This is a genomic window from Castellaniella defragrans (assembly GCF_014203015.1).
GTDB lineage: Bacteria > Pseudomonadota > Gammaproteobacteria > Burkholderiales > Burkholderiaceae_B > Castellaniella > Castellaniella defragrans.
Genome location: NZ_JACHIB010000006.1, coordinates 51,754 through 78,207, shown reverse-complemented (window position 1 = coordinate 78,207; position 26,454 = coordinate 51,754). Strand labels below are relative to the sequence as shown.

General features: G+C 69.8%; 24 protein-coding genes. 11 read left to right on the top strand and 13 right to left on the bottom strand.

Annotated features, from left to right (window positions below; all coding sequences use genetic code 11):
* The first annotated feature begins 200 nt into the window (after positions 1-200).
* The 3 genes from HNR28_RS06290 to ltrA all read left to right on the top strand — a co-directional run bounded on the left by HNR28_RS06290 (position 201) and on the right by ltrA (position 3,044).
* Positions 201-758 (top strand): isochorismatase family protein, encoded by a 558-nt coding sequence (locus tag HNR28_RS06290; protein WP_151024874.1) that lies wholly within the window; start codon positions 201-203, stop codon positions 756-758.
* Positions 759-935: 177 nt separating this feature from the next.
* On the top strand, positions 936-1,163 hold the full coding sequence (locus tag HNR28_RS06285) for a glycine zipper 2TM domain-containing protein (RefSeq protein ID WP_151024873.1): 228 nt from the start codon (positions 936-938) through the stop codon (positions 1,161-1,163).
* A 621-nt stretch (positions 1,164-1,784) separates the two neighbouring features.
* Positions 1,785-3,044, top strand: a complete 1,260-nt coding sequence (ltrA, locus tag HNR28_RS06280) for a group II intron reverse transcriptase/maturase (RefSeq protein WP_184142605.1) — start codon at positions 1,785-1,787, stop codon at positions 3,042-3,044.
* 194 nt (positions 3,045-3,238) lie between these two features.
* On the opposite strand, the gene HNR28_RS06275 is transcribed toward ltrA, so the two are convergent.
* On the bottom strand, positions 3,239-4,126 hold the full coding sequence (locus HNR28_RS06275) for an NAD-dependent epimerase/dehydratase family protein (RefSeq protein WP_151024871.1): 888 nt from the start codon (positions 4,124-4,126) through the stop codon (positions 3,239-3,241).
* Between the two features lie 222 nt (positions 4,127-4,348).
* On the opposite strand from HNR28_RS06275, the gene HNR28_RS06270 reads away from it, so the two are divergent.
* The 4 genes from HNR28_RS06270 to HNR28_RS06255 all read left to right on the top strand — a co-directional run bounded on the left by HNR28_RS06270 (position 4,349) and on the right by HNR28_RS06255 (position 9,634).
* Positions 4,349-5,878 (top strand): DHA2 family efflux MFS transporter permease subunit, encoded by a 1,530-nt coding sequence (locus HNR28_RS06270; RefSeq protein ID WP_211369318.1) that lies wholly within the window; start codon positions 4,349-4,351, stop codon positions 5,876-5,878.
* 111 nt (positions 5,879-5,989) lie between these two features.
* On the top strand, positions 5,990-6,604 hold the full coding sequence (gene paaY, locus HNR28_RS06265; RefSeq protein ID WP_151024870.1) for a phenylacetic acid degradation protein PaaY: 615 nt from the start codon (positions 5,990-5,992) through the stop codon (positions 6,602-6,604).
* Positions 6,605-6,795: 191 nt separating this feature from the next.
* Positions 6,796-8,601, top strand: coding sequence for an acyl-CoA dehydrogenase C-terminal domain-containing protein (locus HNR28_RS06260; protein WP_151024869.1), 1,806 nt, complete (start codon positions 6,796-6,798; stop codon positions 8,599-8,601).
* 148 nt (positions 8,602-8,749) lie between these two features.
* Positions 8,750-9,634 (top strand): AEC family transporter, encoded by an 885-nt coding sequence (locus HNR28_RS06255; RefSeq protein WP_151024868.1) that lies wholly within the window; start codon positions 8,750-8,752, stop codon positions 9,632-9,634.
* A 66-nt stretch (positions 9,635-9,700) separates the two neighbouring features.
* On the opposite strand, the gene minE is transcribed toward HNR28_RS06255, so the two are convergent.
* The 4 genes from minE to HNR28_RS06235 form a co-directional block, all read right to left on the bottom strand.
* Positions 9,701-9,967 carry a cell division topological specificity factor MinE gene (minE, locus tag HNR28_RS06250; RefSeq protein ID WP_043684059.1) on the bottom strand — a complete coding sequence of 89 codons (267 nt, stop codon included), beginning with the start codon at positions 9,965-9,967 and terminating at the stop codon, positions 9,701-9,703.
* Between the two features lie 2 nt (positions 9,968-9,969).
* Positions 9,970-10,785 (bottom strand): septum site-determining protein MinD, encoded by an 816-nt coding sequence (minD, locus tag HNR28_RS06245; protein ID WP_043684057.1) that lies wholly within the window; start codon positions 10,783-10,785, stop codon positions 9,970-9,972.
* A gap of 171 nt (positions 10,786-10,956) precedes the next feature.
* Positions 10,957-11,811, bottom strand: coding sequence for a septum site-determining protein MinC (gene minC, locus HNR28_RS06240; RefSeq protein WP_184142602.1), 855 nt, complete (start codon positions 11,809-11,811; stop codon positions 10,957-10,959).
* Positions 11,812-11,842: 31 nt separating this feature from the next.
* Positions 11,843-13,594, bottom strand: coding sequence for a glutamine--tRNA ligase/YqeY domain fusion protein (locus HNR28_RS06235; RefSeq protein WP_151025611.1), 1,752 nt, complete (start codon positions 13,592-13,594; stop codon positions 11,843-11,845).
* 140 nt (positions 13,595-13,734) lie between these two features.
* Between HNR28_RS06235 and HNR28_RS06230 the strand changes: the two genes are divergently transcribed.
* The 4 genes from HNR28_RS06230 to ruvB all read left to right on the top strand — a co-directional run bounded on the left by HNR28_RS06230 (position 13,735) and on the right by ruvB (position 19,077).
* A complete protein-coding gene (locus HNR28_RS06230; protein WP_184142599.1) occupies positions 13,735-15,066 on the top strand; it encodes a cytochrome ubiquinol oxidase subunit I in 1,332 nt (443 codons plus the stop codon).
* Entirely contained in the window at positions 15,063-16,112 is a 1,050-nt protein-coding gene (locus HNR28_RS06225) for a cytochrome d ubiquinol oxidase subunit II (RefSeq protein WP_043684052.1), read from the top strand. Before HNR28_RS06230 ends, HNR28_RS06225 begins: the two co-directional genes overlap by 4 nt.
* A gap of 67 nt (positions 16,113-16,179) precedes the next feature.
* Positions 16,180-17,934, top strand: a complete 1,755-nt coding sequence (locus tag HNR28_RS06220) for a ClcB-like voltage-gated chloride channel protein (protein WP_151025371.1) — start codon at positions 16,180-16,182, stop codon at positions 17,932-17,934.
* Positions 17,935-18,015: 81 nt separating this feature from the next.
* Positions 18,016-19,077 (top strand): Holliday junction branch migration DNA helicase RuvB, encoded by a 1,062-nt coding sequence (gene ruvB / locus HNR28_RS06215; RefSeq protein ID WP_151025372.1) that lies wholly within the window; start codon positions 18,016-18,018, stop codon positions 19,075-19,077.
* A gap of 3 nt (positions 19,078-19,080) precedes the next feature.
* On the opposite strand, the gene HNR28_RS06210 is transcribed toward ruvB, so the two are convergent.
* The 8 genes from HNR28_RS06210 to purH form a co-directional block, all read right to left on the bottom strand.
* Positions 19,081-19,488: a hypothetical protein gene (locus tag HNR28_RS06210; protein WP_151025373.1), complete on the bottom strand. Its 408-nt coding sequence runs from the start codon at positions 19,486-19,488 to the stop codon at positions 19,081-19,083.
* Positions 19,489-19,504: 16 nt separating this feature from the next.
* Positions 19,505-19,897, bottom strand: a complete 393-nt coding sequence (locus HNR28_RS06205) for a helix-turn-helix domain-containing protein (RefSeq protein WP_151025374.1) — start codon at positions 19,895-19,897, stop codon at positions 19,505-19,507.
* 11 nt (positions 19,898-19,908) lie between these two features.
* Complete coding sequence (locus HNR28_RS06200) at positions 19,909-20,202, bottom strand: type II toxin-antitoxin system HigB family toxin (RefSeq protein WP_151025375.1); 294 nt, start codon at positions 20,200-20,202, stop codon at positions 19,909-19,911.
* 183 nt (positions 20,203-20,385) lie between these two features.
* The gene (locus HNR28_RS06195; protein ID WP_280528019.1) at positions 20,386-21,522 is read right to left on the bottom strand and encodes an MFS transporter; all 1,137 of its coding nucleotides are present in this window, start codon (positions 21,520-21,522) and stop codon (positions 20,386-20,388) included.
* A gap of 152 nt (positions 21,523-21,674) precedes the next feature.
* A complete protein-coding gene (recQ, locus tag HNR28_RS06190) occupies positions 21,675-23,615 on the bottom strand; it encodes a DNA helicase RecQ (protein ID WP_084330706.1) in 1,941 nt (646 codons plus the stop codon).
* 8 nt (positions 23,616-23,623) lie between these two features.
* Positions 23,624-24,208: a Holliday junction branch migration protein RuvA gene (ruvA, locus tag HNR28_RS06185; protein WP_043684045.1), complete on the bottom strand. Its 585-nt coding sequence runs from the start codon at positions 24,206-24,208 to the stop codon at positions 23,624-23,626.
* Between the two features lie 61 nt (positions 24,209-24,269).
* Positions 24,270-24,818, bottom strand: a complete 549-nt coding sequence (ruvC, locus tag HNR28_RS06180) for a crossover junction endodeoxyribonuclease RuvC (protein WP_043684043.1) — start codon at positions 24,816-24,818, stop codon at positions 24,270-24,272.
* A 13-nt stretch (positions 24,819-24,831) separates the two neighbouring features.
* Positions 24,832-26,427, bottom strand: a complete 1,596-nt coding sequence (gene purH, locus HNR28_RS06175) for a bifunctional phosphoribosylaminoimidazolecarboxamide formyltransferase/IMP cyclohydrolase (RefSeq protein ID WP_151025528.1) — start codon at positions 26,425-26,427, stop codon at positions 24,832-24,834.
* Positions 26,428-26,454 lie beyond the last annotated feature (27 nt).

Here is a 26,454-nt window from a genome sequence, read left to right as displayed (position 1 = left end):
CTTGCAAGCCGGGAGGTGGGGGAGACCGGACACGGAATGGTCCCTGCGGACCATTCCGTGCCTGTCGAATCCGACCGGCCTGCAAGCCGGGAGGTGGGGGAGACCGGACACGGAATGGTCCCTGCGGACCATTCCGTGCCTGTCGAATCCGACCGGCCTGCAAGCCGGGAGGTGGAGAGATGCCACAATTGGAGGACGCCATGAAATACGTGGATGTGAACCAGGCCTTGCTGACGGCCGGCACCAGCGCGCTGCTGATCGTGGACATGCAGGAAAAACTGCTGCCCGCCATCCGCGACACCGACGCCCTGCGCGGCCGGGTCGCGCGCCTGGCGCAAGCCGCGCGCCTGCTGTCGGTGCCGGTCTGGGCGACCGAGCACTGGCCCGGCAAGATCGGCCCCACCCACCCCGAGCTGCTGGCGAACGTCGACCGGGTCGTGACCAAGACCCATTTCGACGCCTGCCGCGAGGCCGGCTTCCTGGCGGACTGGCCCGCGGGCCGCACGCGGGTGTTGCTGACGGGCACCGAAGCCCACATCTGTGTGTTACAGACCGGCCTGGGCCTGGCCCAGGCCGGCTTCCAGCCCGTGCTGGTGGCCGATGGCGCCGGGTCCCGGCGCGAGTCGGACTGGGCGGCCGCCTGCGAACGCTGGCGCCATCACGGGCTGGAGACCGTGACGTCCGAAATGGCGATCTACGAATGGCTCGAAACGCCGGCGCATCCGGCCTTCCGGGACGTGCTGGCGCTGGTGAAGTGAGACGCCCTCCCGCGCGGCGCCGTTGTTACAAATTACAAGGATCGATATCATGACTCACACCTTTTTCGGTGCCTGGCGCTTATAAAGGAGTCAGGACGCCGAAGCGGGGTCCCCCGGAGCTTGCCGGGGGAGGCCGAGGCATGGATCATCACGCGGTACACGAGAAGGAGAACCATCATGACGATCGGGACATTCGGGAAAATCGGCGCGTCTCTGCTGCTGGCGGCGGCCATGGCCGGCTGCTCGTCGTGGGACAACATGAGCCATCGCCAGAAAGCGGCCGTCACGGGCGCCGGCCTGGGCGGCGTGGCGGGAGCCGTCATCACGAACGGCGGGATCCTGGGCACGGTCGGTGGCGCGGCCATCGGCGGTGTCATCGGCGACCAGGTCGGCAAGAACCGCTGAACGCATCACATCCCTTGCACGATGGGCGCCCCTTGCGGGCGCTTTTTTTTTTGGTGCGCCCGGCAGGGCGCACCCACTAGCGGGTGGAAGTCCCGTACTCGCCCGACAAGGGGAAGAGTTAGCCGATGGCAAGGGTTTCGCGGGTGACTGCGAGTCTGAAGGAAGCCGGATGGCAAAGCGCTGGCCTGACGTACAGGAAGCGGATGAGGCGTTGCATTGGGGTCAGACGGCCGAAATCGTCGAAGCCCGATACTTGTCCGGAACGATGCAACGTAGATCCGACAGGCATAAGCGTGAAAGTGGGTGCGCAATACCCGGGGAGATCTGATTGTGTGCCGGGGGACTGGCTACCGGCGCCGCGAGGCGTCGGGATGCGCGCTCAGAAGTCAGCAGAGGGCATAGTAGCTGGAGGCTGGGCCGGGGAGGCCGAAATCGACAGCGAAGGCCCGAACAGAGGATACCGAGAGTAGGACGGATGATCTCGATGCGAGTTGTTGAGGCAGAAGCCCCGGAGACGGGGCCTTGGGCGAGGTAGGCGGCCGGAAGCCGTCCGAGGGCGCTTGGGGGGCTGAGACACGCACGGCGACATCCGGGCGAACGAAATCGGAGGACGACGCGCTCATGGAGCGTGTCGTGGATCGCGAGAACATGCGCCAGGCCTACCGCCGGGTGCTCAGGAATCGAGGAGCCGCCGGCGTAGACGGCATGTCCATCGAAGCCCTGGGCACGTGGCTCAAGGCGCACTGGCCGCATGTGCGCAAAGCACTGCTGGAAGGCCGATACCTGCCGCAAGCGGTGCGTCGAGTGGACATCCCCAAGCCGGATGGTGGGGTACGCACACTGGGCGTTCCGACGGTGATGGACCGGTTGATCCAGCAGGCATTGCATCAAGTCTTACAGCCGATCTTTGAGCCGATGTTCTCGGCGAGCAGCTTCGGGTTCCGCCCTGGGCGAGGCGCGCATGACGCAGTGCGTCAGGCGCATGCCTATGTCCAGGGCGGTCGGCATTGGGTGGTGGACCTTGATCTGGAGAAGTTCTTCGATCGGGTCAATCATGATGTGCTGATGGCACGGGTGGCCAGACAGGTGCAGGATCTACGGGTACTGAAGCTGATCCGCCGCTTCCTGGAGGCGGGGGTGATGGCCGATGGCCTGGTTAGGGCACGAACGGAGGGTACGCCGCAAGGCGGACCGCTGTCGCCGTTGCTGTCGAACATCCTGCTCACTGACCTGGACCGTCACCTGGAGGCCCGAGGGCTGGCGTTCTGCCGGTATGCCGACGATTGCAATATTTATGTAAGCAGTCAGCGGGCGGGAGAGCGCGTCATGGCGAGCACCAGGGCCTATCTCGAGAAGGCCTTGAGGCTGGTTGTGAACGAAGCCAAGAGCAAGGTGGCGAAACCGGGGACCCGCAAGTTCCTGGGTTACCGGATCGCCACGCGGCTGGAAGAGGCGCATATCGGGATCGCGCCCCAGAGCATTGAGCGATTGATGCAGCGGGTGCGCGAACTGATGCGTCAGGGGCGCGGTCAGTCCCTGGCGCACACCATCCAAAGGCTGAATCCGCTGCTGCGGGGCTGGGCGAATTACTTCAGCCTGAGCGTCCAGCATAAGCGGATGAGGAATCTGGATGGCTGGCTGCGTCGTCGGCTGCGCTGCCTGCTATGGCGGCAATGGAAGCGGCCCAGGACGTGTGAGCGTCATCTGCTTGCCCAAGGGCTGGACCCGGAGCGGGCATGGCGTTCGAGCGTGAATGGTCGCGGACCTTGGTGGAATGCGGGTGCTTCGCATATGCAACAGGCGTTCCCGAATGCCTGGTTCCAGCGGCTCGGACTGGTCTCGATCCATGAGACGGTGGTCCGCCTCCAGCGTATCCACTGAACCGCCGTATGCGGAACCGCATGTACGGTGGTGTGAGAGGGCTGAGGGGGTAACCCCTCACCCTACTCGATCCGCCGGGCCGTCCCAAGGCAAAGAGCGCCCCCTTGGGGGGCAGCAACTACACCCGCGAGGAAGCGGCACGCATGGCAGGCTGAAGCGCGACGAGGTCGCGCCTCGCCGCGCTGCGGGCGCAACTACAGATAGTGCTGCACCAGTTCGACCACCGCCGCGCGCACGTCATTGCGGCGGTAGCCGAGCGAGTCGTCCGCCTCGTAGCATAGGTAGTTGCCGCGGCCGGTGAAGAGGGCCGAGTCCGGCAGCAGGGGATGCTCCTGGTCGAGCTCCGGCACCTCTTGCGGGTTGCCCACGGCCTCGAAGAACAGGCCGAAGAGGTCGGCAAAGCGGATGTTCTCGTCCCCGACCAGATACGCCTTGCCTGGCACGCCGTTGATCAGGGCTTGGTGCAGAGCCTCGGAGAGCGAGCGGGTGGACATGAAGTGGGTGCCGCCCTTGGGGCCGAACACCGGCACCCCGGGCATGCGGCCCTGGGCGTAGCGGGTGTAGGCCTCGAACATCGCGTTCGGCAGCCCGGGAACATGGCCGATCATGAAAGGCGCGTTCACCGACATGACCTCGAAGGTGGGCGAGCTGAGCGCGCGCACGCCCTCGTCCGAGAGATGGCGGGAAAGCACGTAGGGGTTGGTGTCGATCAGCGCCGGCGCCGCCTGCGGATAGAAGCTGCCCAGCATCACCGCGCGGCGGATGCCGGCATCGCGCGCCGCGGCGAAGAAGCGCGGGATCGCCACGGTGTTGTTCTGGTGCCACTGATTATCCGCGGGGCTGTCGCGGTCGATGTGGCGGATATCGTGACCCGCGCAGAAGAGCAGGGCATCGAAGCCCTCCAGCATCGCCACGTCGGGCCCGTCCCGGATGTAGTCAAGCGTGAAGAAGGGAAACTCCCTGAGGATCGGCGCCTGCGGTGCCGAGCGCGAGGCGAGGCTGACCTCGAATCCGTGTTCGCGCAGATGAATGGCGGCGTGCCCGCCCAGCAGGCCCGTACCGCCCACGACTAATACCTTCATGCTGATCCTCCATCAGAAAATGGTGGCGTGCTGCGCACGTTGTCCTATCGGACCCAGGCTGACATTGGTTGGGGGAAATCCCATCGTCCATTCGGACGACGTGGGGCTCTCATTCCTGCTTTTAGACTGCTTGCGACAGTACCGGCGGCGCGTCCGCCGGTACGAGGCGCAAACCGGGGCCGGGCACGTGCGCGGCGCTTCACTCACACGCGGGAGACGAACTTGGCTGAACAGGAATGGATGTCCGAGGTGCGTGCCATGGTGGGTCGCGGATATGGTCGCGTCTACGCCCGGGACGACGCCAATGCGCCGATGATCCGGCAGCGCATCCGCATCCTGCCCGCGGCGCTGCCGCGCGAAATCCTTCTCGAGCGCCACGGCGAGCGCTTCAAGTGGCTCGCTCTGCTGGTGGTCGGGATGGGCATGATCGCCGGAGTGCTGGCGTCCACCTCATTCAACGTGGCGGTGCCGGCGCTGAGCGCGGCCTTCGGGCTCGGTCAGGATCGGGTGCAGTGGGTGGTGACCGGATTCCTGGCCGCGCTCACGCTCGCCATGCTGCCCACCCCCTGGCTGCTCGACCGCTACGGTTTCCGGCGGATCTTCCTCGGCTCCAATCTGCTGTTGGCGGCGGCCAGCCTCGCCGGCGCGGCGGCGACGCATTTCGGCCTGGTGGTCGCGGTACGCATCGTCCAGGGGATCGCCGCCGGGCTGCTCCAGCCCTTGGCGATGCTGGTGGTGATGCGGCTGTTTCCCCCCAGCATCCAGGGGCGCGCAACGGGTGTGCTGAGCTTCGGCATCGTGCTCGCGCCGGCAGCGGCGCCGGCGGCCGCTGGCGTGCTGCTCGACCACTTCGGCTGGCAGGCGGTCTTTCTCATCAACCTGCCATTCTGCGCGGTGGCGGGCGCGCTCGGGCTCTACCTTCTGCCGCGCGCGGACGATACCGCCCGCCGCCCCTTCGACTGGTACGGTGTCGGCGTGCTGTGCGCGGGCACGCTGATCGGCATCGAGCTTATCGCCAGCCTGCGCCAGCATGGCCCGCTCGCACTGCACACCCTCGCCCGCATCGGCGTGGTGGCGTTGTGCTGCGTGCTGTTCGTCCGCCACGCGAGGACGGCGGCGGCGCCCATCGTCGCGCTCGATCTCTTCCGCGAGCGCAGCTTCGCCATGGGCGCGCTGGTCTCGCTGGTCTACGGCGTCGGCCTGTACGCCTCGACCTACCTCATCCCGGTTTTCCTGCAAAGTGCGCTCGGCTACGACGCCAGCCTCGCCGGCCTCGCCCTGCTGCCCTCGGGCATCGCCCTGGCGGTGGTGATTCCGCTCGCCGGCGTGCTCACCGACCGCTGCTCCCCGCGCTGGATCACAGTCGCCGGGCTCGGCCTGTTCGGCGCCTCCTTCGTCATGTTCGCCGCGCGTGGCGGTGCCATCGGCTATGGCGAGGTGGTTGTCTTCACCATCGTCGGCCGGATCGGTCTCGGCCTCGTCATCCCCGCGCTTACCGTGGCCATGCTGGGTCCGATGCAGCCGCGCCAGCTCGGCCAGGCGTCGATGGTGAGCAATTACACCCGGCAGCTTGGCGGCGCGCTCGGCGTGGCGATCGTCGCTGTGCTCGTCGAATGGTGGGTCGGTCTCTATGGCGCGCTGCCGGGGGGCATCGGCAAGGCCTGTTCGCAGGCGTTCATGCTGCTTGCACTGACCTTCGGCCTGGCCCTGCTGGCGGCGGTGGGAATGAAGCGGCGCGGCCCTCGACGTTAAACCGAACGGACGATGCCTCGCGCCGCCACGAGGATTAGCCTCAAGACAATTGAAGCACCCTCCGGGCGCCGCGCCGCGGCCCCGGCGCGGGCGCCAAGCCGAGAGGCCAGCATGCCCTGTTACGAAATCGACGGCCTGAGGCCGGTCGTCCATCCCACCGCCTTCGTGCACCCGGATGCGGTGCTGATCGGTGACGTCATCGTCGGTCCGCGCTGCTACATCGCGCCGCTCGCCGGCCTGCGCGGCGACTTCGGCCGCATCATCCTGGAAGAGGGTTGCAACGTCCAGGATACCTGCGTGATGCACGGTTTCCCCGGCACCGACACGGTGGTCGAGGTCGACGGCCATATCGGCCATGGCGCGGTGCTCCATGGCTGCCGCGTCGGCCGCAACGCCCTGGTGGGGATGGGCGCGGTGATCCTGGATGACGCCGCGATCGGCGAGTCCGCCTTCGTCGCCGCCGGTGCCCTGGTGAAAACCGGCATGAGCGTTCCGCCCCGCGTGCTGGTCGCGGGCATGCCGGCCAGGATCGTGCGCGAGCTGACCGAGCAGGAGATCGCGTGGAAGAGCCGCGGTACCCGCTGCTACCAGGATCTGGCGGTGCGCAGCCTGACGACCTTGAAGCCATGCCAGCCGCTGACCGAGGTGGAAGCCGATCGCCGCCGCTTCGGGCTCGCCGGTATGCGGAATCCCATGTACGGTGGTGCGAGAGGGCCCAGGGGATAACCCCTCACCCTGCTCGATCATGCAAGGCCCTCCGGGCGCTTGACTTCAAACGGGCTTTTCTCTTAAATTCAAACGATCGTTTGAATTTCGATTCAGCGGCTCGAAAAACCCGAGGAGCCGACCGGCGTGCGGTCCGGCTCCCGCTCGGGGCCGCCGCGATCGCCCTCGACAATCCCCCCTGGAGACCGGAGATGCCCGACTACAAAGCCCCCCTGCGCGACATCCGTTTCGTGCGCGACGAGGTCCTGAACTACCCCGCCCACTACCAGTCCCTGCCGGGCTGCGAGGAGGCCACCCCCGACATGGTCGGCGCCATCCTGGAAGAGGGCGCCAAGTTCTGCGAACAGGTCCTCGCGCCGCTGAACGCGGTGGGCGACCGCGAAGGCTGCACCTGGTCCCCCGAAGGCGTCAAGACCCCGGCGGGCTTCAAGGAAGCCTATGCCCAGTACGTCGAAGGCGGCTGGCCGGCGCTGTCGCACGACGCCGCCCACGGCGGCCAGGGCCTGCCCGAGTCCCTCGGCATGGCCATCAGCGAGCTGATGGGCGAGGCCAACTGGGCCTGGGGCATGTATCCCGGCCTGTCGCACGGCGCCATGAACACCCTGCAGGCGCACGGCACGCCGGAGCAGCAGACCACCTACCTGGAGCCGCTGGTCTCGGGCCAATGGACCGGCACCATGTGCCTGACCGAGCCCCACTGCGGCACCGACCTGGGCATGCTGCGCACCAAGGCCGAGCCGCAGGCCGACGGCAGCTACAAGGTCACCGGCACCAAGATCTTCATCTCCGCCGGCGAGCACGACATGGCGGAAAACATCGTCCACATCGTCCTGGCCCGCCTGCCCGACGCGCCCGCCGGCACCAAGGGGATTTCCCTGTTCATCGTGCCCAAGTTCCTGCCCGACGGCCAGGGCGGCCTGGGCGCGCGCAACGGCGTGTCCTGCGGCTCGATCGAGCACAAGATGGGCATCCACGGCAACGCCACCTGCGTGATGAACTTCGACGGCGCCACCGGCTTCCTGATCGGGCCGGCCAACAAGGGCCTGAACTGCATGTTCACCTTCATGAACACGGCCCGCCTGGGCACCGCCATCCAGGGCCTGGCGCACGCCGAGGTCGCCCTCCAGGGCGCCACGACCTACGCCCGCGAGCGCCTGCAGATGCGCGCCCTGAGCGGCCCGAAATTCCCCGACCAGCCGGCCGACCCGATCATCGTGCACCCCGACGTGCGCCGCATGCTGCTGACGATCAAGGCGTTCGCCGAGGGCAACCGCGCGCTGCTGTACTACGCCGCGCAGCAGGTGGACATCATGCAGCACAGCCAGGACGCGGGCGCGCGCGAACAGGCCGACAAGCTGCTGGGCTTCCTGACCCCGATCGCCAAGGCCTTCATGACCGAGACCGGCTTCGAGGCGGCCAACCTGGGCGTCCAGGTCTTCGGCGGCCATGGCTACATCTCCGAGCACGGCATGGAGCAGAACGTGCGCGACAGCCGCATCTCCATGCTGTACGAAGGCACCACCGGCGTCCAGGCGCTGGACCTGCTGGGCCGCAAGGTGCTGATGACCCAGGGCGAGCCGCTGCGCCTCTTCACCAAGATCGTGCACAAGTTCTGCAAGGCCAACAGTGGCAACCGCGCGATCTCCGAACTGGTGAAGCCGCTGGCCGAGCTGAACAAGGAATGGGGCGACCTGACCCTGAAGATCGGCATGAAGGCCATGACCAACCGCGAGGCCGTGGGCGCCGCGTCGGTGGACTACCTGATGTATTCGGGCTACGTGACGCTGGCCTATTTCTGGGCCGACATGGCGCGCGTCGCGGCCGAGAAGCTGGCGGCGGGCGAGGGCGACAAGGCCTTCTACCAGGCCAAGCTGCACACCGCGCGCTTCTACTTCGCTCGCATCCTGCCGCGCACCCGTGCGCACGTGGAAGCCATCAAGGCCGGTCCGGACGTGCTGATGGACCTGCCGGCCGAGGACTTCGCGCTGGGGTACTGAGCACGGCGGCGGCCTTCCGGGATGCGCGCGGCGCGCCCCGGAGGGCCCGGCACGACGAGCGGGGCGGGCCTTCGAGCGAAGTGCCTGCCCCGTTCGCATGGGTGCGGCGCTGTACACTCTGGGCTGCCCGTCGTCATCCCCCCGCTCCATGATCCTCACCCTGCTGAACATCGTCCTGCCCGTCTTCGCCGTGGCGGCCCTGGGTTTCGCTTTCGGCCGCCGCCAGGCGCGCACGCCGGACATGGGGTTCATCAACCACGCCAACGTGATGGTGTTCTGCCCGGCGCTGGTGTTCTCCGCGCTGCTGGACAATCCGGTCGACCTGGCGCGCGGCTGGCCGCTGATGGCGGCCGGGGTGCTGATCATCGTCGTGCCGGGCCTGCTGCTGGCCCTGGTGCGGCGGCCGGGGGTGTCGCGCCCGGCCTTCCTGGTGCCGGGGATGTTCCGCAACACGGGCAACATCGGCATTCCGCTGATGATGCTGGCCTACGGCAAGGACCTGCTGGGCGACATCGTCGTGCTGTTCGTGCTGTCGAACCTGCTGCATTTCTCCCTGGGGCTGTTCCTGCTGTCGCGCGGCGGCAGCCGCTGGATGTGGCTGCGCAATCCGAACATCTGGGCGGCCCTGCTGGGCGTGGCCCTGGCGCCGCACCGCGAATGGATCCCGCCCTTCGTGACGACTACGCTGGAGCTGACCGGGCAGATCGCCATCCCGCTGATGCTGTTCGGCCTGGGCGTGCGCCTGTCGCAGGACCGGGTCGAGCAGCTGGGCCTGGCGCTGCGCATCAACGTCCTGTACCTGCTGGCGGGCGTGCTGACGCTGCCCATCGTGCTGTGGCTGCTGCCCCTGACGCCGGAATGGTCGCGCATGGTGGCGCTGTCGGTGATGCTGCCGCCGGCGGTGCTGAACTACCTGCTGTGCGAGCAGTACCGCGTGGAACCCAGGACCGTGGCCAGCGTGGTGCTGCTGGGCAACGTGCTGTCGGTGGCGACGATCCCGCTGGTGGTCTGGGCGACGCTGAGTTGGATTTGACTGGACACACGAGGGTCCCTGCGGACCCTCGTGTGCCTGTCGAATCCGAGCCGCTTGCAAGCGGCGTCAGTTGCGCGTTTCCGCCTGCGGCATCTCGATCTTGACTTCCAGGACTTCCAGCGAGTCCTGGCGGTCCAGGTTGACCTTGATGTCCTCGGGATTGATCTGCACGTATTTCGAGATCACCGCGATCAGTTCCTTCTGCATCTGCGGCAGGAAGTCGGGCGCGTTGCGGCCGCTGCCGCGTTCGTTGATCAGAATGAGCTGCAGGCGGTCCTTGGCGATGCTGGCCGAGGTCTTTTTCTGTCCGCGCAGGAAATCCAGGAACGACATGCTTATTTACCCCCGAACAGGCGCTTGAACAGGCCGGGTTTCTCGTAGTCCACGAAGCGCAGGGGTTTTTCCTGGCCCAGGTAGCGGGCCACCACGTCCTGGTAGGCCTGGGAGACGTCGGAATCGCGGATGTGGATGGCGGGGATGCCCTGGTTGGAGGCCTGCAGCACGGTTTCCGATTCCGGGATCACGCCGATCAGGCGGATGCGCAGGATGTCCTCGATGTCGCCCAGCGAGAGCATTTCGCCGTCGGCCACGCGCTTGGGGTTGTAGCGGGTCAGCAGCAGGTGTTCCTTGATCGGCTCCTCGCCCTTTTCGGCGCGGCGCGACTTGGCCGACAGGATGCCCAGGATGCGGTCGGAGTCGCGCACCGAGGAGACTTCCGGATTGGTGACCACCAGCGCGTCGTCGGCGAAATAGGACGCCATCACCGCGCCGGTCTCGATGCCGGCGGGGGAGTCGCAGACGATGTATTCAAAGTCCATGGCGGCCAGGTCGGTCAGGACCTTTTCCACGCCCTCGCGCGTCAGGGCGTCCTTGTCGCGCGTCTGCGAGGCCGGCAGGATGTAGAGGTTTTCCAGCTGCTTGTCGCGGATCAGCGCCTGGTTCAGGGTGGCTTCGCCCTGGATGACGTTGACGAAATCGTAGACCACGCGGCGTTCGCAGCCCATGATCAGGTCCAGGTTGCGCAGGCCGACGTCGAAGTCGATCACGACCGTCTTGTGGCCGTGCATGGCCAGGCCGGCCGAAAAGCTCGCACTGGTAGTGGTCTTGCCCACTCCCCCCTTGCCGGAGGTGACTACAACGATGCGCGCCATGGTGACTGTATTCCCCTGTTTGAAAAATTCATGACATCGTAAAGCAAAAAGTCCCGGGCGGGCCGGCTGGCCGGCGGCCGGGCGTGTCCGGATGTGACCGTGCGCCCGGCCCGGGAGTCCGGCCCTCGGGACAGGGGCCGCCGGGGCGGCCGCCCGGAGAGCGCAGGGCGCTCAGTGGCCGCCCTGCAGCGTCCGGATGCGCAGCGTGTCGCCGTCCAGCTCGACCTGGGCGGGGCGGTTGAGCAATGTGTCGGGCAGGCGGGTCTCGACCACCCGGTAGACCCCGGCGATGGCCAGCAGTTCGGGGTCGAGCTGGGTGGTCAGGATCATGGCGCGCGCATTGCCGCGCGCGCCGGCCATGGCCTTGCCGCGCAGCGGGCCGTAGACGTGGATGTGGCCGTCGGCGATGACTTCGGCGCCCTGGCTGACCATGCCCATGACGATCAGGTCGCCGCCGCGCGCGTAGATGCGCTGGCCCGAGCGCAGCGGGTGGCGGATCACCAGGGTCTCGGCGGGCGCGCCGGCGTCGGGCGGGGCGGCTTCGGCGGTGTCGGGCGCCGGGCCGGCCTGCGCCGCGGACCGGGCGCGGCTGGCCGGTGCCGCGGGCGGCGCGGACGTGTCCGGGGCTTCCGGCGCGCGCGGCGCCTGTGCGTCCTGGGCCGGCTGGACCGAGGGGGCCGGCTGGGCCCGCGCCGCGGCGCGGCCTTCGGCGTGCCGGCCGGTGGAGATGTCCAGCGGCGCCAGGCCGGCCTGATGGGCCGAGGCCAGCAGGGCCTGCGGCGCCCGCACGCCGATGGGATGCAGCCGGTGGCCGCGCAGCGCGTCGGCCAGCGCCCGCCAGTCGGGCGCCCGGTCCAGCCCCTGGGCGTCGAGCACCACGGGTTCGTTTTCGTAGAAGGCCCCGGCTTCCCGCATGCGCTCGTCCAGCGCCCGCGTCAGTTCGGCGGTGTCGGAGGTATGCAGCACGGCCCGCAGGACGTGCAGGGATGCGCTCTTGAAATCCAGGGCGGCGGCGTTCTTGGGCATGGCTTCGCGGCTTCCTGCGGATGGGCGGGCGCTAGGCCCAGGTGTCGCGCAGGGTGACGGCGCGGTTGATCACCGGGCGTTCGGGCGTGGAGTCCTCGCGGTCGGCGACGAAATAGCCCAGGCGCTCGAACTGCCAGACGGCGCCGGGCTCGGCCCGTGTGCCGGGTTCCAGCCAGGCGTTCACCACCCGGCGGGAGTCGGGATTGAGCGCCTGCAGGAAATCGCGGTCGCCGCTGTCGGGGTGCGGCTCGGTGAACAGCCGGTCGTACAGGCGGATCTCGGCGGGCACGGCATGGGCCGCGCTGACCCAGGTGACGGTGCCCTTGACCTTGACGGCGTCCGCGCCCGGCGTGCCGCTGCGCGTGTCCGGCAGGTATTCGGCGTGCACCTCGACGATCTCGCCGCGGTCGTCCTTGACGCAGCCGGTGCAGCGCACGACGTAGCCGTACTTGAGCCGCACCAGATTGCCCGGGAACAGGCGGAAATATTTCTTCGGCGGGTCCTCGCGGAAGTCGTCGCGCTCGATCCAGAGTTCGCGCGTGAGGGGGAAGCTGCGCCGGGCGCCGTCCGGCTCGTGCGGGTTGAGCGGGGCGGAGCAGGGCTCCTCCAGGCCTTCGGGGAAGTTCGTGATGACGAGCTTGAGCGGGTCGAGCACGGCCACGGCGCGGGCCGCCACGGGGTCCAGGTCGTCGCGCAGGGCCTGTTCCAGGATGCCGTAGTCGATGCGCGAATCGGCCTTGGACACCCCCAGCCGCTCGCAGAACAGGCGGATGGACCCGGGCGTGTAGCCGCGGCGGCGCAGGCCGGCCAGGGTCGGCAGGCGGGGGTCGTCCCAGCCGTCGACGTGGTGTTCCAGGACCAGCTGGCGCAGCTTGCGCTTGCTGGTGACGACGTAGCTGAGGTTCAGGCGCGCGAATTCGTGCTGGCGCGGCAGCGGCGGCGCCAGTTCGCCCAGTTCGGCCAGGCGTTCCAGGATCCAGTCGTAGAAGGGGCGCTGGTCCTCGAATTCGAGCGTGCAGATGCTGTGCGTGATGCCTTCCAGGGCGTCCTCGACCGGATGCGCCCAGGCGTACATGGGGTAGATGCACCAGGCGTCGCCGGTGCGGTGGTGGGTCGCGTGGCGGATGCGGTAGAGCACCGGGTCGCGCAGGTTGATGTTGGGCGAGGCCATGTCGATGCGCGCGCGCAGGGCCATGCGGCCGTCCGGGAACTTGCCGGCGCGCATGTCGCGCAGCAGCGCCAGGGATTCGTCGGCGGGGCGGTCGCGCCAGGGCGAGTTCGTGCCCGGCTCGGTCAGCGTGCCGCGGGTGGCGCGCATCTCGTCGGCCGACTGCTCGTCCACGTAGGCGTGGCCGGCCCGCACCAGGGCCTCGGCGTAGCGGTACAGGGTCTCGAAGTAGTCGCTGGCGTAGTAGCAATGCTCCACGCCGTCGTGCGTCCAGTCGAAGCCCAGCCAGCGCACCATGTCGATGATGGCGTGGACGTATTCGTCTTCTTCCTTTTCGGGGTTGGTGTCGTCGAAGCGCAGGTGGCAGATGCCCTGGTAGTCGCGCGCCAGGCCGAAGTTCAGGCAGATGCTCTTGGCGTGGCCGATGTGCAGGTAGCCGTTGGGCTCGGGCGGGAAGCGGGTGCGGATGCGGGCAGGGTCGGGCGCGCCGGCGCGGCGGACTTCGGCCGGACTGGGCGGGGGCGCCCACTGCCTGTCCTGGTAGCGACCGGATTTCAGGTCGTTGTCGATGAGGGTGCGCAGGAAATTCGAGGCAGGCGCGGAATCGGTGGTCATGGTGCGGGGATGGACTGGCCTCTGGGGCGGAAAGGGGCGGAAGGATGAATCGGGCATTTTGCCATGTCCGCGCGCGGCCGGCCGGCGGGGCGCGAAAGGCATACAGGCTCGGAGGGGGTTCATATAAACTAGCGCACATTATGACGCAAACCGCATGGGTTCTGTCGCTGTCCCAGTTTTACCTGAGCCTGGGCTTCATGCTGTTCTTCCTGGCGCTGGAACTGGGCCTGGCCTGGGTTTTGTTCGGCTTCCGGCTGCGCGCCCGCGCCAGCCAGGCGGCGCTGCTCGCCTATCGCTTCTGGGTGCGTGTCTTCGCCCTGTCCCTGATCCTCGGTTTCGCCGCCAGCCTGCCGCTGCTGCTGCAGCTGGGCACGCTGTGGCCGGACTTCATGGCCCGCGCCGGCGAGGTCGCGGGCCCGCTGGTCGGCATGGCGGTGCTGACGGCCTTCATCTTCAAGTCCTGCTTCCTCGGGGCCATGCTGTATGGCCAGCGCTCCCTGTCCGACCGTGCCCACACGCTGGTGGTGGGCATGGTGGCGGTGGGCACCTCCCTGACGGCCTGGTGGATCGCCGCGCTGCTGGCCTGGCTGCAGTGGCCGGCGGGCGCGGTCCTGTTCGAGGGCCGCTACCAGGTGGCGGACTGGCTGGAACTGCTGGGCGGCATCGCGCCCGTGCTGTTCGGCGTGCTGCTGGCCGGCGGCCTGCTGCTGGCCGCCACCCTGATGCTGGCCGTGACCGCCTGGCGCACCGAGGTCCGTCCCAGCGATGCGGGGGACCGCGGCGTCTATGTCTGCGGCCTGCGGCTGGTGCTGCTGGCGCTGGTGCTGCAGGCGCTGCTGGCGGCGGCCCTGGGACGCGAGCTGCTGCCGCTGCAGCCGGCGCGCGTGGCGGCCGTGGTGCCGCAATGGGCCAGCGGTCCGCCGGAGCGCCTCTCGCTGGCGGCCTGGCCGGACGCCTCCGCGGGGCGCGACGCCTGGCGCCTGGAAGGGCCCGCCGGCTGGCCGGAGTGGGTGCGGCTGCCGGCCGGCGGCCCGCTGCGGGGGCTGGACGACCTGGCGGGCATCCGGCCGCCCCTGCTCGCCACCTACCTGTCGGCGCGGCTGGCCGTGCTGCTGACCGGCGTGCTGGCCGCGATGGCGGTCTGGGCGCTCTGGCGCGGCCGCCGCCTGGGCCATGAGCCCGACAACCTCTCGCGCGCGGGCCGCCTGGGCCTGCGGTCCATGATCTGGCTGGCCGTGGCGCTGCAGGCGGCGGGCTGGGGACATCTGCTGATCGGCAGCCTGCCCTATGCCGTCCAGGGCACGGTGGCGCTGCGCGAGATCGGCACGGACGCGGGCGAGAGCACCCTGTGGGCCGTGCTGTGCCTGCAGATCGTGGTCTACGGCGCCCTCGCCGCGGGCTTTCGCCAGCTGCTGCGCCACGCCACCCGCTACGGCGTGGTGCCGGTGGCCCGTCACCGGGGGCGCGCATGATCGATTCGCTGGCGGCCCTGCTGGGCCTGGGCGCGCAGGATCCGGCTTTCTGGATCCCTCTGGCGCTGATGGTCGTGTTCTTCGCCATCGTCGTGGCGGGCGTGCTGCTGGACGGCTTCGACATCGGGGTGGGCTGCGTGTCCCTGGTGGCGCCGCCCGCCCTGCGCCCGCGCATGCTGTCGCTGCTCGGCCCCTGGCGCGACGCCAACGAGTTCTGGGTGTTCCTGGGCATCGGCCTGTTCGCGGCGGCGTTTCCCTACGCCTGGCCGCAGACCCTGGGGCGCCTGTACCTGCCGCTGTCGCTGCTGGGCCTGGGCACGATGCTGCGCTCGGTGTGCTTTGAATGGCGCCTGCGCGCCCCGCCCGAGCACCAGGGGCGCTGGCAGTTCGGCTTCGGCGCGGGCGCCGTGCTGGTCGCCTTCTCCCATGGCTACATTCTGGCGCGGGTGGCGGCGGGCTACCAGCCGGGCGGGGGCAACGCCGGCTTCGCGGTCCTGATGGGCGGCTGCGCCGTGGCGGTCTACAGCCTGCTGGGCGCCTGCTGGCTGATGATGCGCGAGGCGGGCGAACTGCGCGTGCGCGCCGTGGGCTGGGCGCGCCGCACGCTGCGCTGGGGCGCCGTGGGTGCCGTGGGCGTGTCGGTGGTGCTGGACTTCTCCAATGCCGGCGTGTTCCTGAAATGGGGCGACGGCACGCACTGGCTGGCGGTCGGTCTGGTCTGGGGCACTCTGCTGGTGTGCTTCGTCCTGACGGAGATGACGCTGCAGCGCATGATCAGCCACAGCTACCGCGCCTCGGCCCTGCCCTATGCCCTGGTGCTGGTGATCGTGCTGGTCGTGCTGGGCGGCCTGGCCTACAGCTTCTTCCCCTACCTGGTGCTGGACGAGGTCACGCTGTGGGACGCCGCCGCGCCGGTGGCGACCCTGCGCCTGGCCCTGTCGGCCGTCGTGGTCGCGCTGCCGGTGGCGCTGATCTTCAATCTCTGGGTGTACTGGCGCATGCTGGGCCGTTCGCGCCCGCCCAGCCCGCCGGATTTCAGGCCTTGAGCGCGCCGGGCCGCTCCAAGCGCGAACTTCCCCTCGGGGGGACGACGCGCAGCGTCAAGGAGGCATCATGAAAGGGCCGGACCTGCACCTGCGGGCCGACGGCGCGGCCGCCATGCTGTGCTGGGCGGCCCTGGCCGGCGTCGGCGGCGCTTTCGTGACGATCGCCTTCCATGCCGGCATCCACGCGGTCCAGTGGCTGTTCGCCGGACATTCCGGCGCCATCACCCAGGTGATGCGCGAACTGCCCTGGTGGCTGCGGCTGCTGGCGCCCGCCGCGGGGGGGCTGTGCGCCGGGGGTCTGCTGGTGGCGGCCCGGCGCGCGTCGCGCGACGCGCATTCCGACTACATGGAGGCGGTGGCCATCGGCGACGGGCGGATGTCCGTGCGCCAGGGCCTGCTGCGCTCCCTGTCCTCGCTGTGCACGGTCGCCACGGGCGGCTCGATCGGCCGCGAGGGCGCCATGGTGCACCTGGCCGCCCTGTGGGCCTCGGTGCTGGGGCGGCTGCTGCGCGCCGACACGGCGCACCTGCGCCTGCTGGTGGCCTGCGGCGCGGCGGCCGGGGTGTCCGCCGCCTACGGGGCGCCCATCGCCGGCGCCGTGTTCGTGGGCGAGATCATCCTGGGCTCCATGTCCTTCCAGAATTTCGGCCCGCTGCTGATCGCGGCCGCCGTGTCGAACCTGGTCATGCGGCTGAGCGGCCACTACGCGGCGCTGTACGCCATGCCCGGCCTGGAGGCCGTCCCGGCGGAGCTGCTGCTGCCCAGCCTGGCGCTGGGCGTCCTCGCCGGGGTGGGGGCGCCGCAGTTCCTGCGCTCCATCCACGGGATGAAGTCCTTGTTCGGCCGCGCCGGCCTGCCGCTGCCCCTGAGCCTCGCCCTGGGCGGGTTGCTGCTGGGGGGCGTGCTGGTCGGCATGCCGCAGGTGGCGGGCAACGGCTACAGCGTGGTGGTGTCCCTGCTGCACCAGCCGCAGGCCTGGCAGGCCGTGCTGTGGATCCTGCTGTGCAAGGTGCTGGCGACGGCGCTCACGGCGGGCTCGGGGGCGGTGGGCGGGGTGTTCACCCCGACGCTGTTCGTCGGCGCGGCCCTGGGCACGCTGTTCGCCCAGGGGCTGGGAGAGGCGTGGCCGGTGCTGGCGGGCCACGGCGCGGTCCTGACCCTGGTGGGCATGGGGGCCTTCCTGGCGGCGGCCACCAGCGCGCCCTTCATGGCGATCCTGATGATCTTCGAGATGACGCTCAGCTACCAGATGGTGCTGCCGCTGGTGCTGGCCTGCGTGGCGGCGTATTTCGTGTCGCGCGGCCTGGCCCAGGTGGTGATGTACCAGGTCACCCTGCGCCACGAGGACAACCAGGCGCTGCGCCGGCAGCTGCGCCATGCCCGGCTCGACAGCCTGATGCGCCCGGCCGAGACCGTGATCCGCACCGACGCTCCGGTGCGGCGCGCCCAGGAGATGTTCCTGGACTATCCGGTGAAATACCTGTACGTGACCGACGCCGAGGGCGCCTGGCAGGGCGTGATCGCCCAGCAGGACCTGACCCGCATGATGCTGGGCGAGATCGACGTGCAGTCCAAGACCTGCGGCGAGGTGCTGCGCCTGGACTTCGTCAAGCCCCTGTATCCCGACCTGAGCCTGGACGAGGCCCAGACCCAGTTCAGCGCCTTCCAGGGCGAGCGGCTGCCGGTGGTCAGCCGCGACCGGCCCGCGCGGCTGCTGGGCGTGGTCTACAAGTCCGACCTGCTGGAGCGCTATTCGGAGCTGAAGCGCACGCTGGACGCGGAAGCCGACTTCGTGCTGCCGCCGCGCCGGGAGCGCCGCTGACCTCGGGCCGGAGCTTCTTCGCGGCCGGCCTCGCCGCGGTGATGGCATAATCCCGATACTGGATATCAACACAGCCTTTTCATGGTCATCCAAGCAGATTCCCTGTCGGCCCGCCCGCCCGAACCCCGTCTGGTGACGCCGGACGTGGCCTCGCGCGCCGAAGACTCCGTCGAGCGCGCCCTGCGGCCCAAGTCCCTGGGGGACTACGTCGGCCAGCGGCGCGTGCGCGAGCAGCTGGACATCTTCATCGCCGCGGCCCGCCAGCGCGGCGAATCGCTCGACCACGTGCTGCTGTTCGGCCCGCCCGGCCTGGGCAAGACGACCCTGGCGCACATCGTGGCCCATGAAATGGGCGTGCAGCTGCGCCAGACCTCCGGCCCGGTGCTGGAGCGCCCGGGCGATCTCGCCGCCATGCTGACCAATCTCGAACGCAACGACGTCCTCTTCATCGACGAGATCCACCGCCTGTCCCCGGTGGTCGAGGAAATCCTCTATCCCGCGCTGGAGGACTTCCAGATCGACATCCTGATCGGCGAAGGCCCCGCCGCCCGCAGCGTCAAGATCGACCTGCAGCCCTTCACCCTGGTGGGGGCCACCACGCGCGCCGGCATGCTGACCAATCCGCTGCGCGACCGCTTCGGCATCGTCTCGCGGCTGGAATTCTATTCCGCCGACGAGCTGGCCCACATCGTGCGGCGCAGCGCCGGCCTGCTGGGCGCGGACGCCACCGAAGACGGCGCCGCCGAGATCGCGCGCCGCTCGCGCGGCACGCCGCGCATCGCCAACCGCCTGCTGCGCCGGGTGCGCGACTACGCCGACGTGCGCGCGGGCGGGCGCATCGACACCGCCACCGCCCAGGCGGCGCTGGCCATGCTGGAAGTCGATCCCGAGGGCCTGGACCTGATGGACCGCAAGCTGCTCGAAGCCATCGTGCACAAGTTCGACGGCGGCCCCGTCGGGGTGGACAGCCTGGCCGCCGCCATCGGCGAGGAGCGCGACACCATCGAGGACGTCATCGAGCCCTACCTGATCCAGCACGGCTACCTGCAGCGCACCCCGCGCGGCCGCATGGCCACGCGCCGCTGCTGGCAGCACCTGGGCCTGAAAGCGCCCACGGCCGGGGGCGGGTCGGAACTGTTTTAGGTGCTACAGACCTGATTCTTGAGTCATTGCGGCATATTGTCGCATGGCCGATTTGTAGTTTCTGACCGTCCTTGGTTTTCGCTGTCCTTCCAGCGCAAGCGCCACTCTTTCAATATCCTGGGCAGTTCGCAAGAGGTCCGGGGTGATATCCCTACCCAGCAACTGAGCCACACTTCTCAAATAGGACAGGTAGGATTTGGGGGAAGACGCAACGCGGTCATTTTTGCCCACGCCTTTTTTCTGGATGTAGTCGAGATATCGTTCCTGATGCAAGATCATGGTGGCTCCTTGGCTTTCTGACATCAGGGGTATCGTATATCCAGGACACTGTTTATCTTCTAATATTTTGGTCTTGTTCTTGACGGCAATGATGCCTCGGTTGGGATCGATCTCAGTAGCAGGCGTGTTCATGTTTCAGGGGGGGCGGTCAGAGCGTGGCCGCTGTTTTATCGGGCTGGCGCAGGCGATAGGGGCGGATCAGCACCTCGGCGGGCAGTTTCAGGCTCTCCGACAGTTTGCGGATCATGGCCAGCGTCAGGGGACGGGTGCGGTTCAGGATGTCGGACACCCGGCCACGCGGCCCGAGGTAGGGCTCCAGATCCTTACGCGTCAGGTTGCGCGATTCCATCACATGCACGAGGAAGTCGATGGGATCGGGGTCGTCGATCGGGGCGTACCGGCGCTCGTATTGCTCGACCAGCAAGGCCAGCACGTCCAGCAGGTCCGAGGCGGGCGACCCGGCCGGCGCGTCCCACAGGCGATCGATCCCGGCCAGCGCCGCCCGGTAGTCTTCCTGGGTGCGGATCAGCTTGAGTTCCATCGTGTCCTCGTTCAGATCGTTTCGACGTCGATGCGGTCGTACTGGCGATGCGTGCCGATGAACCGGATGTACATCAGCCCTTTGTCGTAGCGCATTGCGGCCACCAGGCGGTAATCGTTGCCCTTGATGTTGAACACCACGCGATTGTTCCGGGTGAAGCTGGCGTTCCGGTAGGCGGCTTTGACGTCTGCCGGAGCCTGCCAGCGTGCGCGGCTCGCCAGGGCGTGCCACGACCGCAGGGGTGTTTCGGCGTCCGGATGGGATGTCCAGAACGTTCGTAGTGCAGACACCGCGATGATCCGCATAAGCGATCTTACTCCGATACCAAATTGGTATCAACGAGACAGGGGACGGAAAGGAACCGCAGCGTCGATCATAGGGGCGCGTCGTGCATCGAGTCACCCCTCGTCGGGACAATTGCGCTACGCCTTCTTTCTCGCGCGGCCGCGTGGCCACGCGCCGCTGCGCCGGACGGCGCCCGGACGGCCTCAGCCCGCCCGCTGCCGCGCCCGCGTGCGCCGCGCCACGACCTGGGACAGGCTCATCAGTCCGACGCCCGCCGCGGCGAAGATCCAGGTGTCGCGGCCGTGGTCGGCCAGCCAGGCGGCGGCCATGACGCCCGCCGACTGGCCCAGGAACAGCACGCAGGCGAACAGCGACATGGCCATGCCGCGCGCGGCGGGCGCCATCTGCGTCGCCTGGGTCTGCAGGGTGTTGTGCAGGCAGTAGAAGCCGAAGCCGGCCAGCGCGCAGGCCAGGGGCGTCAGGGCCGGGTGGGGCGCGTAGGCGAAGGACACGAAGCCCGCGCACAGCAGCAGTCCGCCCAGGCGCGCCAGGCCGGGTTCGCCGAGGCGGCCCAGCAGGCGCGCGGCCAGGCGCGTGTAGACGAAGCCGCCGATGCCGTAGCAGGCGGCGATGCCGCCCGCCATCGACAGGGAGATGCCATGGTGGCGCTGCAGCAGGCTGGGGATGAAGGCGATGGCGCCGAAGGCCAGGGCGCCCTCGATCGTGGTCACCGTCAGGATCGAGCGCGCCGCGGGCGAGGCCAGGATTTCCCCCAGCGCCTCACGGGCCGGGCGCGCGGCGGCCGGGCGGCGCCAGGAGGCGGCCACGGCGGCCTTCAGCAGCAGGCCGCCGGCCCACAGGAACAGGGCCGCCAGCACGAGGAAGGTGTAGCGCCAGTCGGACCACTGGGCGATCAGGCCGCTGAGCCATTGCCCGGCCAGCATGCCGGTCACCCCGGCGCTCACGAGGCGTGCCAGGGCGGTCTGGCGCCCTTCGTAGGGCACGTTGTCGCCGATCCACGCCATCGCCAGCGGGAAGATGCCGGCGGCGCAGGCTCCCGACAGCACGCGGGCCGCCACCAGCCAGTCCAGGCCGGCGGCGAGGAAGGCGAGGCCGTTGCCGGCGACGCAGGCCAGGGCGCACAGGGCGATGATGCGCAGCTTGCCGTAGCGGTCGCCCAGGGGGCCGAAGCACAGCTGGAACACGCCGTAGGCGACCGCGAAGGCGAACACGGTCCGGGCGGCCTCGCCGGTGCTGGCGGCGAACTCCGCGCCGATGGCGGGCAGCAGCGTATCGCAGACCCGCATCGAGGCGATGCTGGCGAAGCAGCAGGCGCACAGCAGCCAGGTGATGGAGGCCTGGGTGCGGGAGGCCGAGGGAGCGGGGGCGGTGTCGATGGGGAACGTCCTGGGTCGTCGGGGAATCGGGAAGGCGCCGCGGCCGGTCCTGGCGCCGGGCGGACGGGGCCGCCGGCCAGCGGTCCGGACGCGGCCTAGTCGCGGATCTGCCCCACGCAGGCGACCACGTCGGGGCCGTAGGTCTCCAGCTTGCGCGCGCCCACGCCGCTGACTCCGGCCAGGTCGTCCAGGCTGGCGGGATTGCGCAGGGCGATCTCGCGCAGCGTGGCGTCGTGGAAGATCACGTAGGCCGGCACGTTGTGTTCGCGCGCCGTGCGCGCGCGCCAGGCGCGCAGGTGCTCGAAGCGCGCCAGGGCGTCGGGCGGCAGGGCGTCCAGCTGCGCGGCCGTGGTGGTGCGCTGGCGGCCGGGCTTGGCGCGCTTGACCGCCACGGGGCGCAGCATCAGGGTGCGCTCGCCCTTCAGCACGGCGCGGCTGGCTTCGGTCAGCGCCAGGGTGCCGTAGCCTTCCAGGTCCACCGTCAGCAGGCCCAGGGCCAGGGCCTGGCGCAGGATGCCGCGCCAGGCGTCCGCCGTCAGGTCCGCGCCCACGCCGAAGACGCTCAGCGTGTCGTGTCCGTGCTGCTTGATCCGGTCGGTCATCTGGCCGCGCAGGACGTCGATCAGGTGGCCGCCGCCGAAGCGCTGGCCGCGTTCGCGCCACAGGCGGTAGACGGCCGACAGCAGCTTCTGCACGGCCACCGTGCCGTCCCAGGCGGCGGGCGGCTCCAGGCAGGTGTCGCAGTTGCCGCAGGGCTCGATCGTCTGGCCGAAATAGGCCAGCAGGTCCTGGCGCCGGCAGGTGACGGTCTCGCACAGGGCCAGCATGGCGTCGAGCTGGCGCATCTGGCGGCGCTGGTGCAGGGCGTCGCCGTCGGAGTCGTCGATCATGCGCCGCTGCTGCACCACGTCTTGCAGGCCGTAGGCCAGCCAGGCGTCGGCGGGCAGGCCGTCGCGCCCGGCGCGCCCGGTCTCCTGGTAGTAGCCCTCGATGGACTTGGGCAGGTCGATGTGGGCGACGAAGCGCACGTCGGGCTTGTTGACCCCCATGCCGAAGGCGATGGTGGCGACCATGACGATGCCGTCCTCGCGCAGGAACCGGGCCTGGTGCTCGGCGCGGGTCCGCGCGTCCAGGCCGGCGTGGTAGGGCAGGGCGGCGATGCCGTTGCGCGACAGGAATTCCGCCGTCTGCTCGACGCGCGAACGCGACAGGGCGTAGACGATGCCGCATTCCCCGGCGTGCTCGGCGCGGATGAAGTCCAGCAGCTGGCGCCGGACTTCGTGCTTTTCGACGATGCTGTAGCGGATGTTGGGCCGGTCGAAGCTGGCGACGAACTGCGGGGCCTCGTCCAGCGACAGGCAGGCGACGATGTCGGCGCGCGTGGCGGCGGTGGCGGTGGCGGTCAGGGCGACGCGCGGCACGCCGGGCCAGCGCTCGGCCAGCAGCTTCAGTTCCTGGTATTCCGGGCGGAAGTCGTGGCCCCACTGCGACACGCAGTGGGCCTCGTCGATGGCGAACAGGGCGATGCGCCCGCCGTCGAGCAGATCCAGGCAGCGCGGGGTCAGCAGGCGTTCCGGGGCCACGTACAGCAGGTCCAGCTCGCCGCGCACGAAGGCGCGCTCGACCTCGCGCGCCTGGCCGGGCGTCTGCGACGAATTCAGGAAGGCGGCGCGCACGCCCAGTTCGAGCAGGGCGTCGACCTGGTCCTGCATCAGGGCGATCAGGGGCGAGATGACCACGCCCGTGCCCGGGCGCACCAGGGCCGGGATCTGGTAGCACAGGGACTTGCCGCCGCCCGTGGGCATCAGCACCAGCGCGTCGCCGCCGCCGATGATGTGCTCGATGACGGCCTGCTGCTCGCCGCGGAAGGCGTCGTAGCCGAAGACCTCGCGCAGGGCGTCCAGGGCGCTGGCGTAGCGCGGCGTCGCCGCGGGCGGCGGCGCGCCGCGCGGCCCGGCCGACCGGCCGCCGGCGGGCGAGGCCGCCACGGGCTGGCCGTCCTCGTCCCAGAAGGGGATCAGGTCTTCGTCGTGCATGCCGGTCCTCAACCTCTGGCCAGGGCCTTCAGGGCCTGGCGGATGCCGTCGGACACGCTCAGCCCCTCGGGCAGGGCGGCCATGGCGCGGCGGGCCTCGGCGGCGGAATAGCCCAGGGCCTGCAGGGCGTTGAGCACGTCGTCGCCGCCGGCGGGGGCTGGCGCGCCGTCCGGGCGGGACAGCCCCGCCACGGCGCCGAGCTTGTCGCGCAGTTCCAGCAGCAGGCGCTCGGCGGTCTTCTTGCCGATGCCGGGCACCTTCACCAGGCGGCCGGATTCCTGGCGCTCGACCGCGTCGGCCAGGTCGTCCACGCTCAGGCCCGAGAGCACGGCCAGGGCGGTGCGCGCGCCGATGCCGCTCACCTTGATCAGCGCCCGGAAGGCGCTGCGTTCGGCCGGCGTGGCGAAGCCGTAGAGCACGTGCGCGTCCTCGCGGATCGCCAGGTGGGTGTGCAGCGTCACGGCCTGGCCCACGGGGGGCAGCTTGTAGAGCGTGCTCATGGGCACGTCGATCTCGTAGCCCAGGCCGCCGGCCTGGACGCAGACCGTGGGGGGGGACAGCTCGATCAGGGTGCCGGTGATGCGGCCGATCATGGCGGACTCCGTCGTTCGGGGTGGATGCGGGGCGCGGGGCGCGAGGGGAAGCGGGCGCGCATCAGGACACCAGGCGTCCGGTGCGCAGACGCCCCCGGCTCGCGGACAGGGTGCCGGGCGCCAGCGCCTGCAGCCGGCCGGCCAGCGGCGCGCAGTGGGCGTGGCAGATGGCGCAGGCCAGGGCGTCGGCGGCGTCGGGGGCGGGCACGCCGTCCAGCGACAGCAGGTGGCGCACCATGGTCTGGATCTGCTCCTTGGAGGCGCGGCCGGTGCCGACCACGGCCTTCTTGATCTGCAGCGCGGTGTATTCCTGCACGTCCAGGCCGCAGTCGGCCAGGGCGCACAGGGCGGCGCCGCGCGCCTGGCCCAGCAGCAGGGTCGAGGCCGGATTGGCGTTGAGGAAGACCTTTTCCAGCGCCGCCTGGTCCGGCCTGGCGTCGCGCGCGACCTCGCGCAGATTGTCCAGGATGACCTTGAGGCGTGCGTGCAGGGGCAGGGCGGGCGGCACGACGATGGTGCCGCTCGCCACGTAGCGCAGCCGCGCCCCCCGGGCCTCGATCACGCCGAAACCCGTGCGCCGCAAGCCCGGATCGACCCCCAGGATGATCATCGGTGCGCGGACGTCAATGGCGGAAGTGGCGGGCGCCGGTGAAGACCATGGCGATGCCGCGTTCGTCGGCGGCCGCGATGACCTCGTCGTCGCGGATGCTGCCGCCCGGCTGGATGACGCAGGCCGCGCCCGCGTCGGCCACCACGTCCAGGCCGTCGCGGAACGGGAAGAAGGCGTCCGAGGCGACCGCCGAGCCCTGCAGCGTCAGGCCGGCCTTCCCGGCCTTGATCGAGGCGATGCGGGCCGAGTCGATGCGGCTCATCTGGCCGGCGCCCACGCCCAGGGTCATGCCCTGGCCGCAGAACACGATGGCGTTGGACTTGACGAAGCGGGCGACGTTCCAGGCGAACAGCAGGTCGCGCATCTGCTGCGCGCTGGGCGCCAGGCGGGTGACGACGCGCACGTCGGCCTCGGTGGCCTGCAGGTCGTCCGGGTCCTGGACCAGCCAGCCGCCGCCGACGCGCTTGACGTCGCAGGGGTTGTGCGCCGTGCCCAGCGGCACTTCCAGCACGCGCACGTTCTTCTTGGCGGCCAGCAGGCCCAGGGCGGCGCCGGTGTAGGCCGGGGCGATCAGGACTTCCAGGAACTGCTCGGAGACGGCCTGCGCGGCGGCTTCGTCCACGGTGGTGTTGAAGGCGATGATGCCGCCGAAGGCCGAGGTCGGGTCGGTCTTGAAGGCCTGGCGGTAGGCCGACAGGGCGTCGGCGCCCAGGGCCACGCCGCAGGGATTGGCGTGCTTGACGATGACGCAGGCGCCGGACTGGAAGCTGCGCACGCATTCCCAGGCGGCGTCGGCGTCGGCGATGTTGTTGTAGGACAGCTCCTTGCCCTGGATCTGGCGGTAGCCGGCCAGCAGGCCCGCGCCCACGTGGGCGTCGCGGTAGAAGGCGGCGCCCTGGTGCGGGTTCTCGCCGTAGCGCAGGGCCTGTTCGCGGCGCATCTGCAGGGTCAGCACGCGCGGCCAGGGCTCGCGTTCGGGCACCTCGGCGGGCGCGGGCTCGCGTGCCGCCAGGCTGCTGAGATAGGCGGCGATGGCGCCGTCGTAGGCGGCGGTGTGGGCATAGACCTTGGCGGCCAGTTCCAGGCGCAGACCGTAGGACGGCTGGCGCGCCGGGCCGTCCATGTCGGCCAGCACGCGCGGGTAGTCGGCCGGGTCGATCACCACGGTGACGCCGCCGCCCTCGGGAGAGCCGTGGTTCTTGGCCGCCGAACGCAGCATGGCGGGCCCGCCGATGTCGATGTTCTCGATGGCGTCGGCCAGGATGCAGTCCGGCTTCGCCACGGTCTGCTGGAAGGGATACAGGTTGACCACCAGCAGGTCGATGGGGGGGATGTCCTGTTCTTTCAGCGTTTGCAGGTGCGCGGGGTCGTCGCGGCGCGCCAGCAGGCCGCCGTGGATGCGCGGATGCAGGGTCTTGACCCGGCCGTCCAGGATCTCCGGCGAGCCCGTGTGGGCGGCGACTTCGGTGACTTTCAGGCCGGCCTCGGACAGCAGGCGGGCGGTGCCGCCGGTCGAGAGGAGGGAGACCCCGCGCTGGGCGAGGGCCTGGGCGAATTCGACGATGCCCGATTTATCGGACACGGAGATCAATGCGGTCTGGATGGTCATGTCGGCAAGAGGGAAGGAAGGGAGAAG

Excerpts from the sequence above, each read along its gene's own strand:
- HNR28_RS06290 (WP_151024874.1), top strand. The coding sequence starts at position 201 with ATGAAATACGTGGATGTGAACCAGGCCTTGCTGACGGCCGGCACCAGC.
- HNR28_RS06285 (WP_151024873.1), top strand. The coding sequence starts at position 936 with ATGACGATCGGGACATTCGGGAAAATCGGCGCGTCTCTGCTGCTGGCG.
- ltrA (WP_184142605.1), top strand. The coding sequence starts at position 1,785 with ATGGAGCGTGTCGTGGATCGCGAGAACATGCGCCAGGCCTACCGCCGG.
- HNR28_RS06275 (WP_151024871.1), bottom strand. The coding sequence starts at position 4,126 with ATGAAGGTATTAGTCGTGGGCGGTACGGGCCTGCTGGGCGGGCACGCC.
- paaY (WP_151024870.1), top strand. The coding sequence starts at position 5,990 with ATGCCCTGTTACGAAATCGACGGCCTGAGGCCGGTCGTCCATCCCACC.
- HNR28_RS06260 (WP_151024869.1), top strand. The coding sequence starts at position 6,796 with ATGCCCGACTACAAAGCCCCCCTGCGCGACATCCGTTTCGTGCGCGAC.
- HNR28_RS06255 (WP_151024868.1), top strand. The coding sequence starts at position 8,750 with ATGATCCTCACCCTGCTGAACATCGTCCTGCCCGTCTTCGCCGTGGCG.
- minE (WP_043684059.1), bottom strand. The coding sequence starts at position 9,967 with ATGTCGTTCCTGGATTTCCTGCGCGGACAGAAAAAGACCTCGGCCAGC.
- minD (WP_043684057.1), bottom strand. The coding sequence starts at position 10,785 with ATGGCGCGCATCGTTGTAGTCACCTCCGGCAAGGGGGGAGTGGGCAAG.
- minC (WP_184142602.1), bottom strand. The coding sequence starts at position 11,811 with ATGCCCAAGAACGCCGCCGCCCTGGATTTCAAGAGCGCATCCCTGCAC.
- HNR28_RS06235 (WP_151025611.1), bottom strand. The coding sequence starts at position 13,594 with ATGACCACCGATTCCGCGCCTGCCTCGAATTTCCTGCGCACCCTCATC.
- HNR28_RS06230 (WP_184142599.1), top strand. The coding sequence starts at position 13,735 with ATGACGCAAACCGCATGGGTTCTGTCGCTGTCCCAGTTTTACCTGAGC.
- HNR28_RS06225 (WP_043684052.1), top strand. The coding sequence starts at position 15,063 with ATGATCGATTCGCTGGCGGCCCTGCTGGGCCTGGGCGCGCAGGATCCG.
- HNR28_RS06220 (WP_151025371.1), top strand. The coding sequence starts at position 16,180 with ATGAAAGGGCCGGACCTGCACCTGCGGGCCGACGGCGCGGCCGCCATG.
- ruvB (WP_151025372.1), top strand. The coding sequence starts at position 18,016 with ATGGTCATCCAAGCAGATTCCCTGTCGGCCCGCCCGCCCGAACCCCGT.
- HNR28_RS06210 (WP_151025373.1), bottom strand. The coding sequence starts at position 19,488 with ATGAACACGCCTGCTACTGAGATCGATCCCAACCGAGGCATCATTGCC.
- HNR28_RS06205 (WP_151025374.1), bottom strand. The coding sequence starts at position 19,897 with ATGGAACTCAAGCTGATCCGCACCCAGGAAGACTACCGGGCGGCGCTG.
- HNR28_RS06200 (WP_151025375.1), bottom strand. The coding sequence starts at position 20,202 with ATGCGGATCATCGCGGTGTCTGCACTACGAACGTTCTGGACATCCCAT.
- recQ (WP_084330706.1), bottom strand. The coding sequence starts at position 23,615 with ATGCACGACGAAGACCTGATCCCCTTCTGGGACGAGGACGGCCAGCCC.
- ruvA (WP_043684045.1), bottom strand. The coding sequence starts at position 24,208 with ATGATCGGCCGCATCACCGGCACCCTGATCGAGCTGTCCCCCCCCACG.
- ruvC (WP_043684043.1), bottom strand. The coding sequence starts at position 24,818 with ATGATCATCCTGGGGGTCGATCCGGGCTTGCGGCGCACGGGTTTCGGC.
- purH (WP_151025528.1), bottom strand. The coding sequence starts at position 26,427 with ATGACCATCCAGACCGCATTGATCTCCGTGTCCGATAAATCGGGCATC.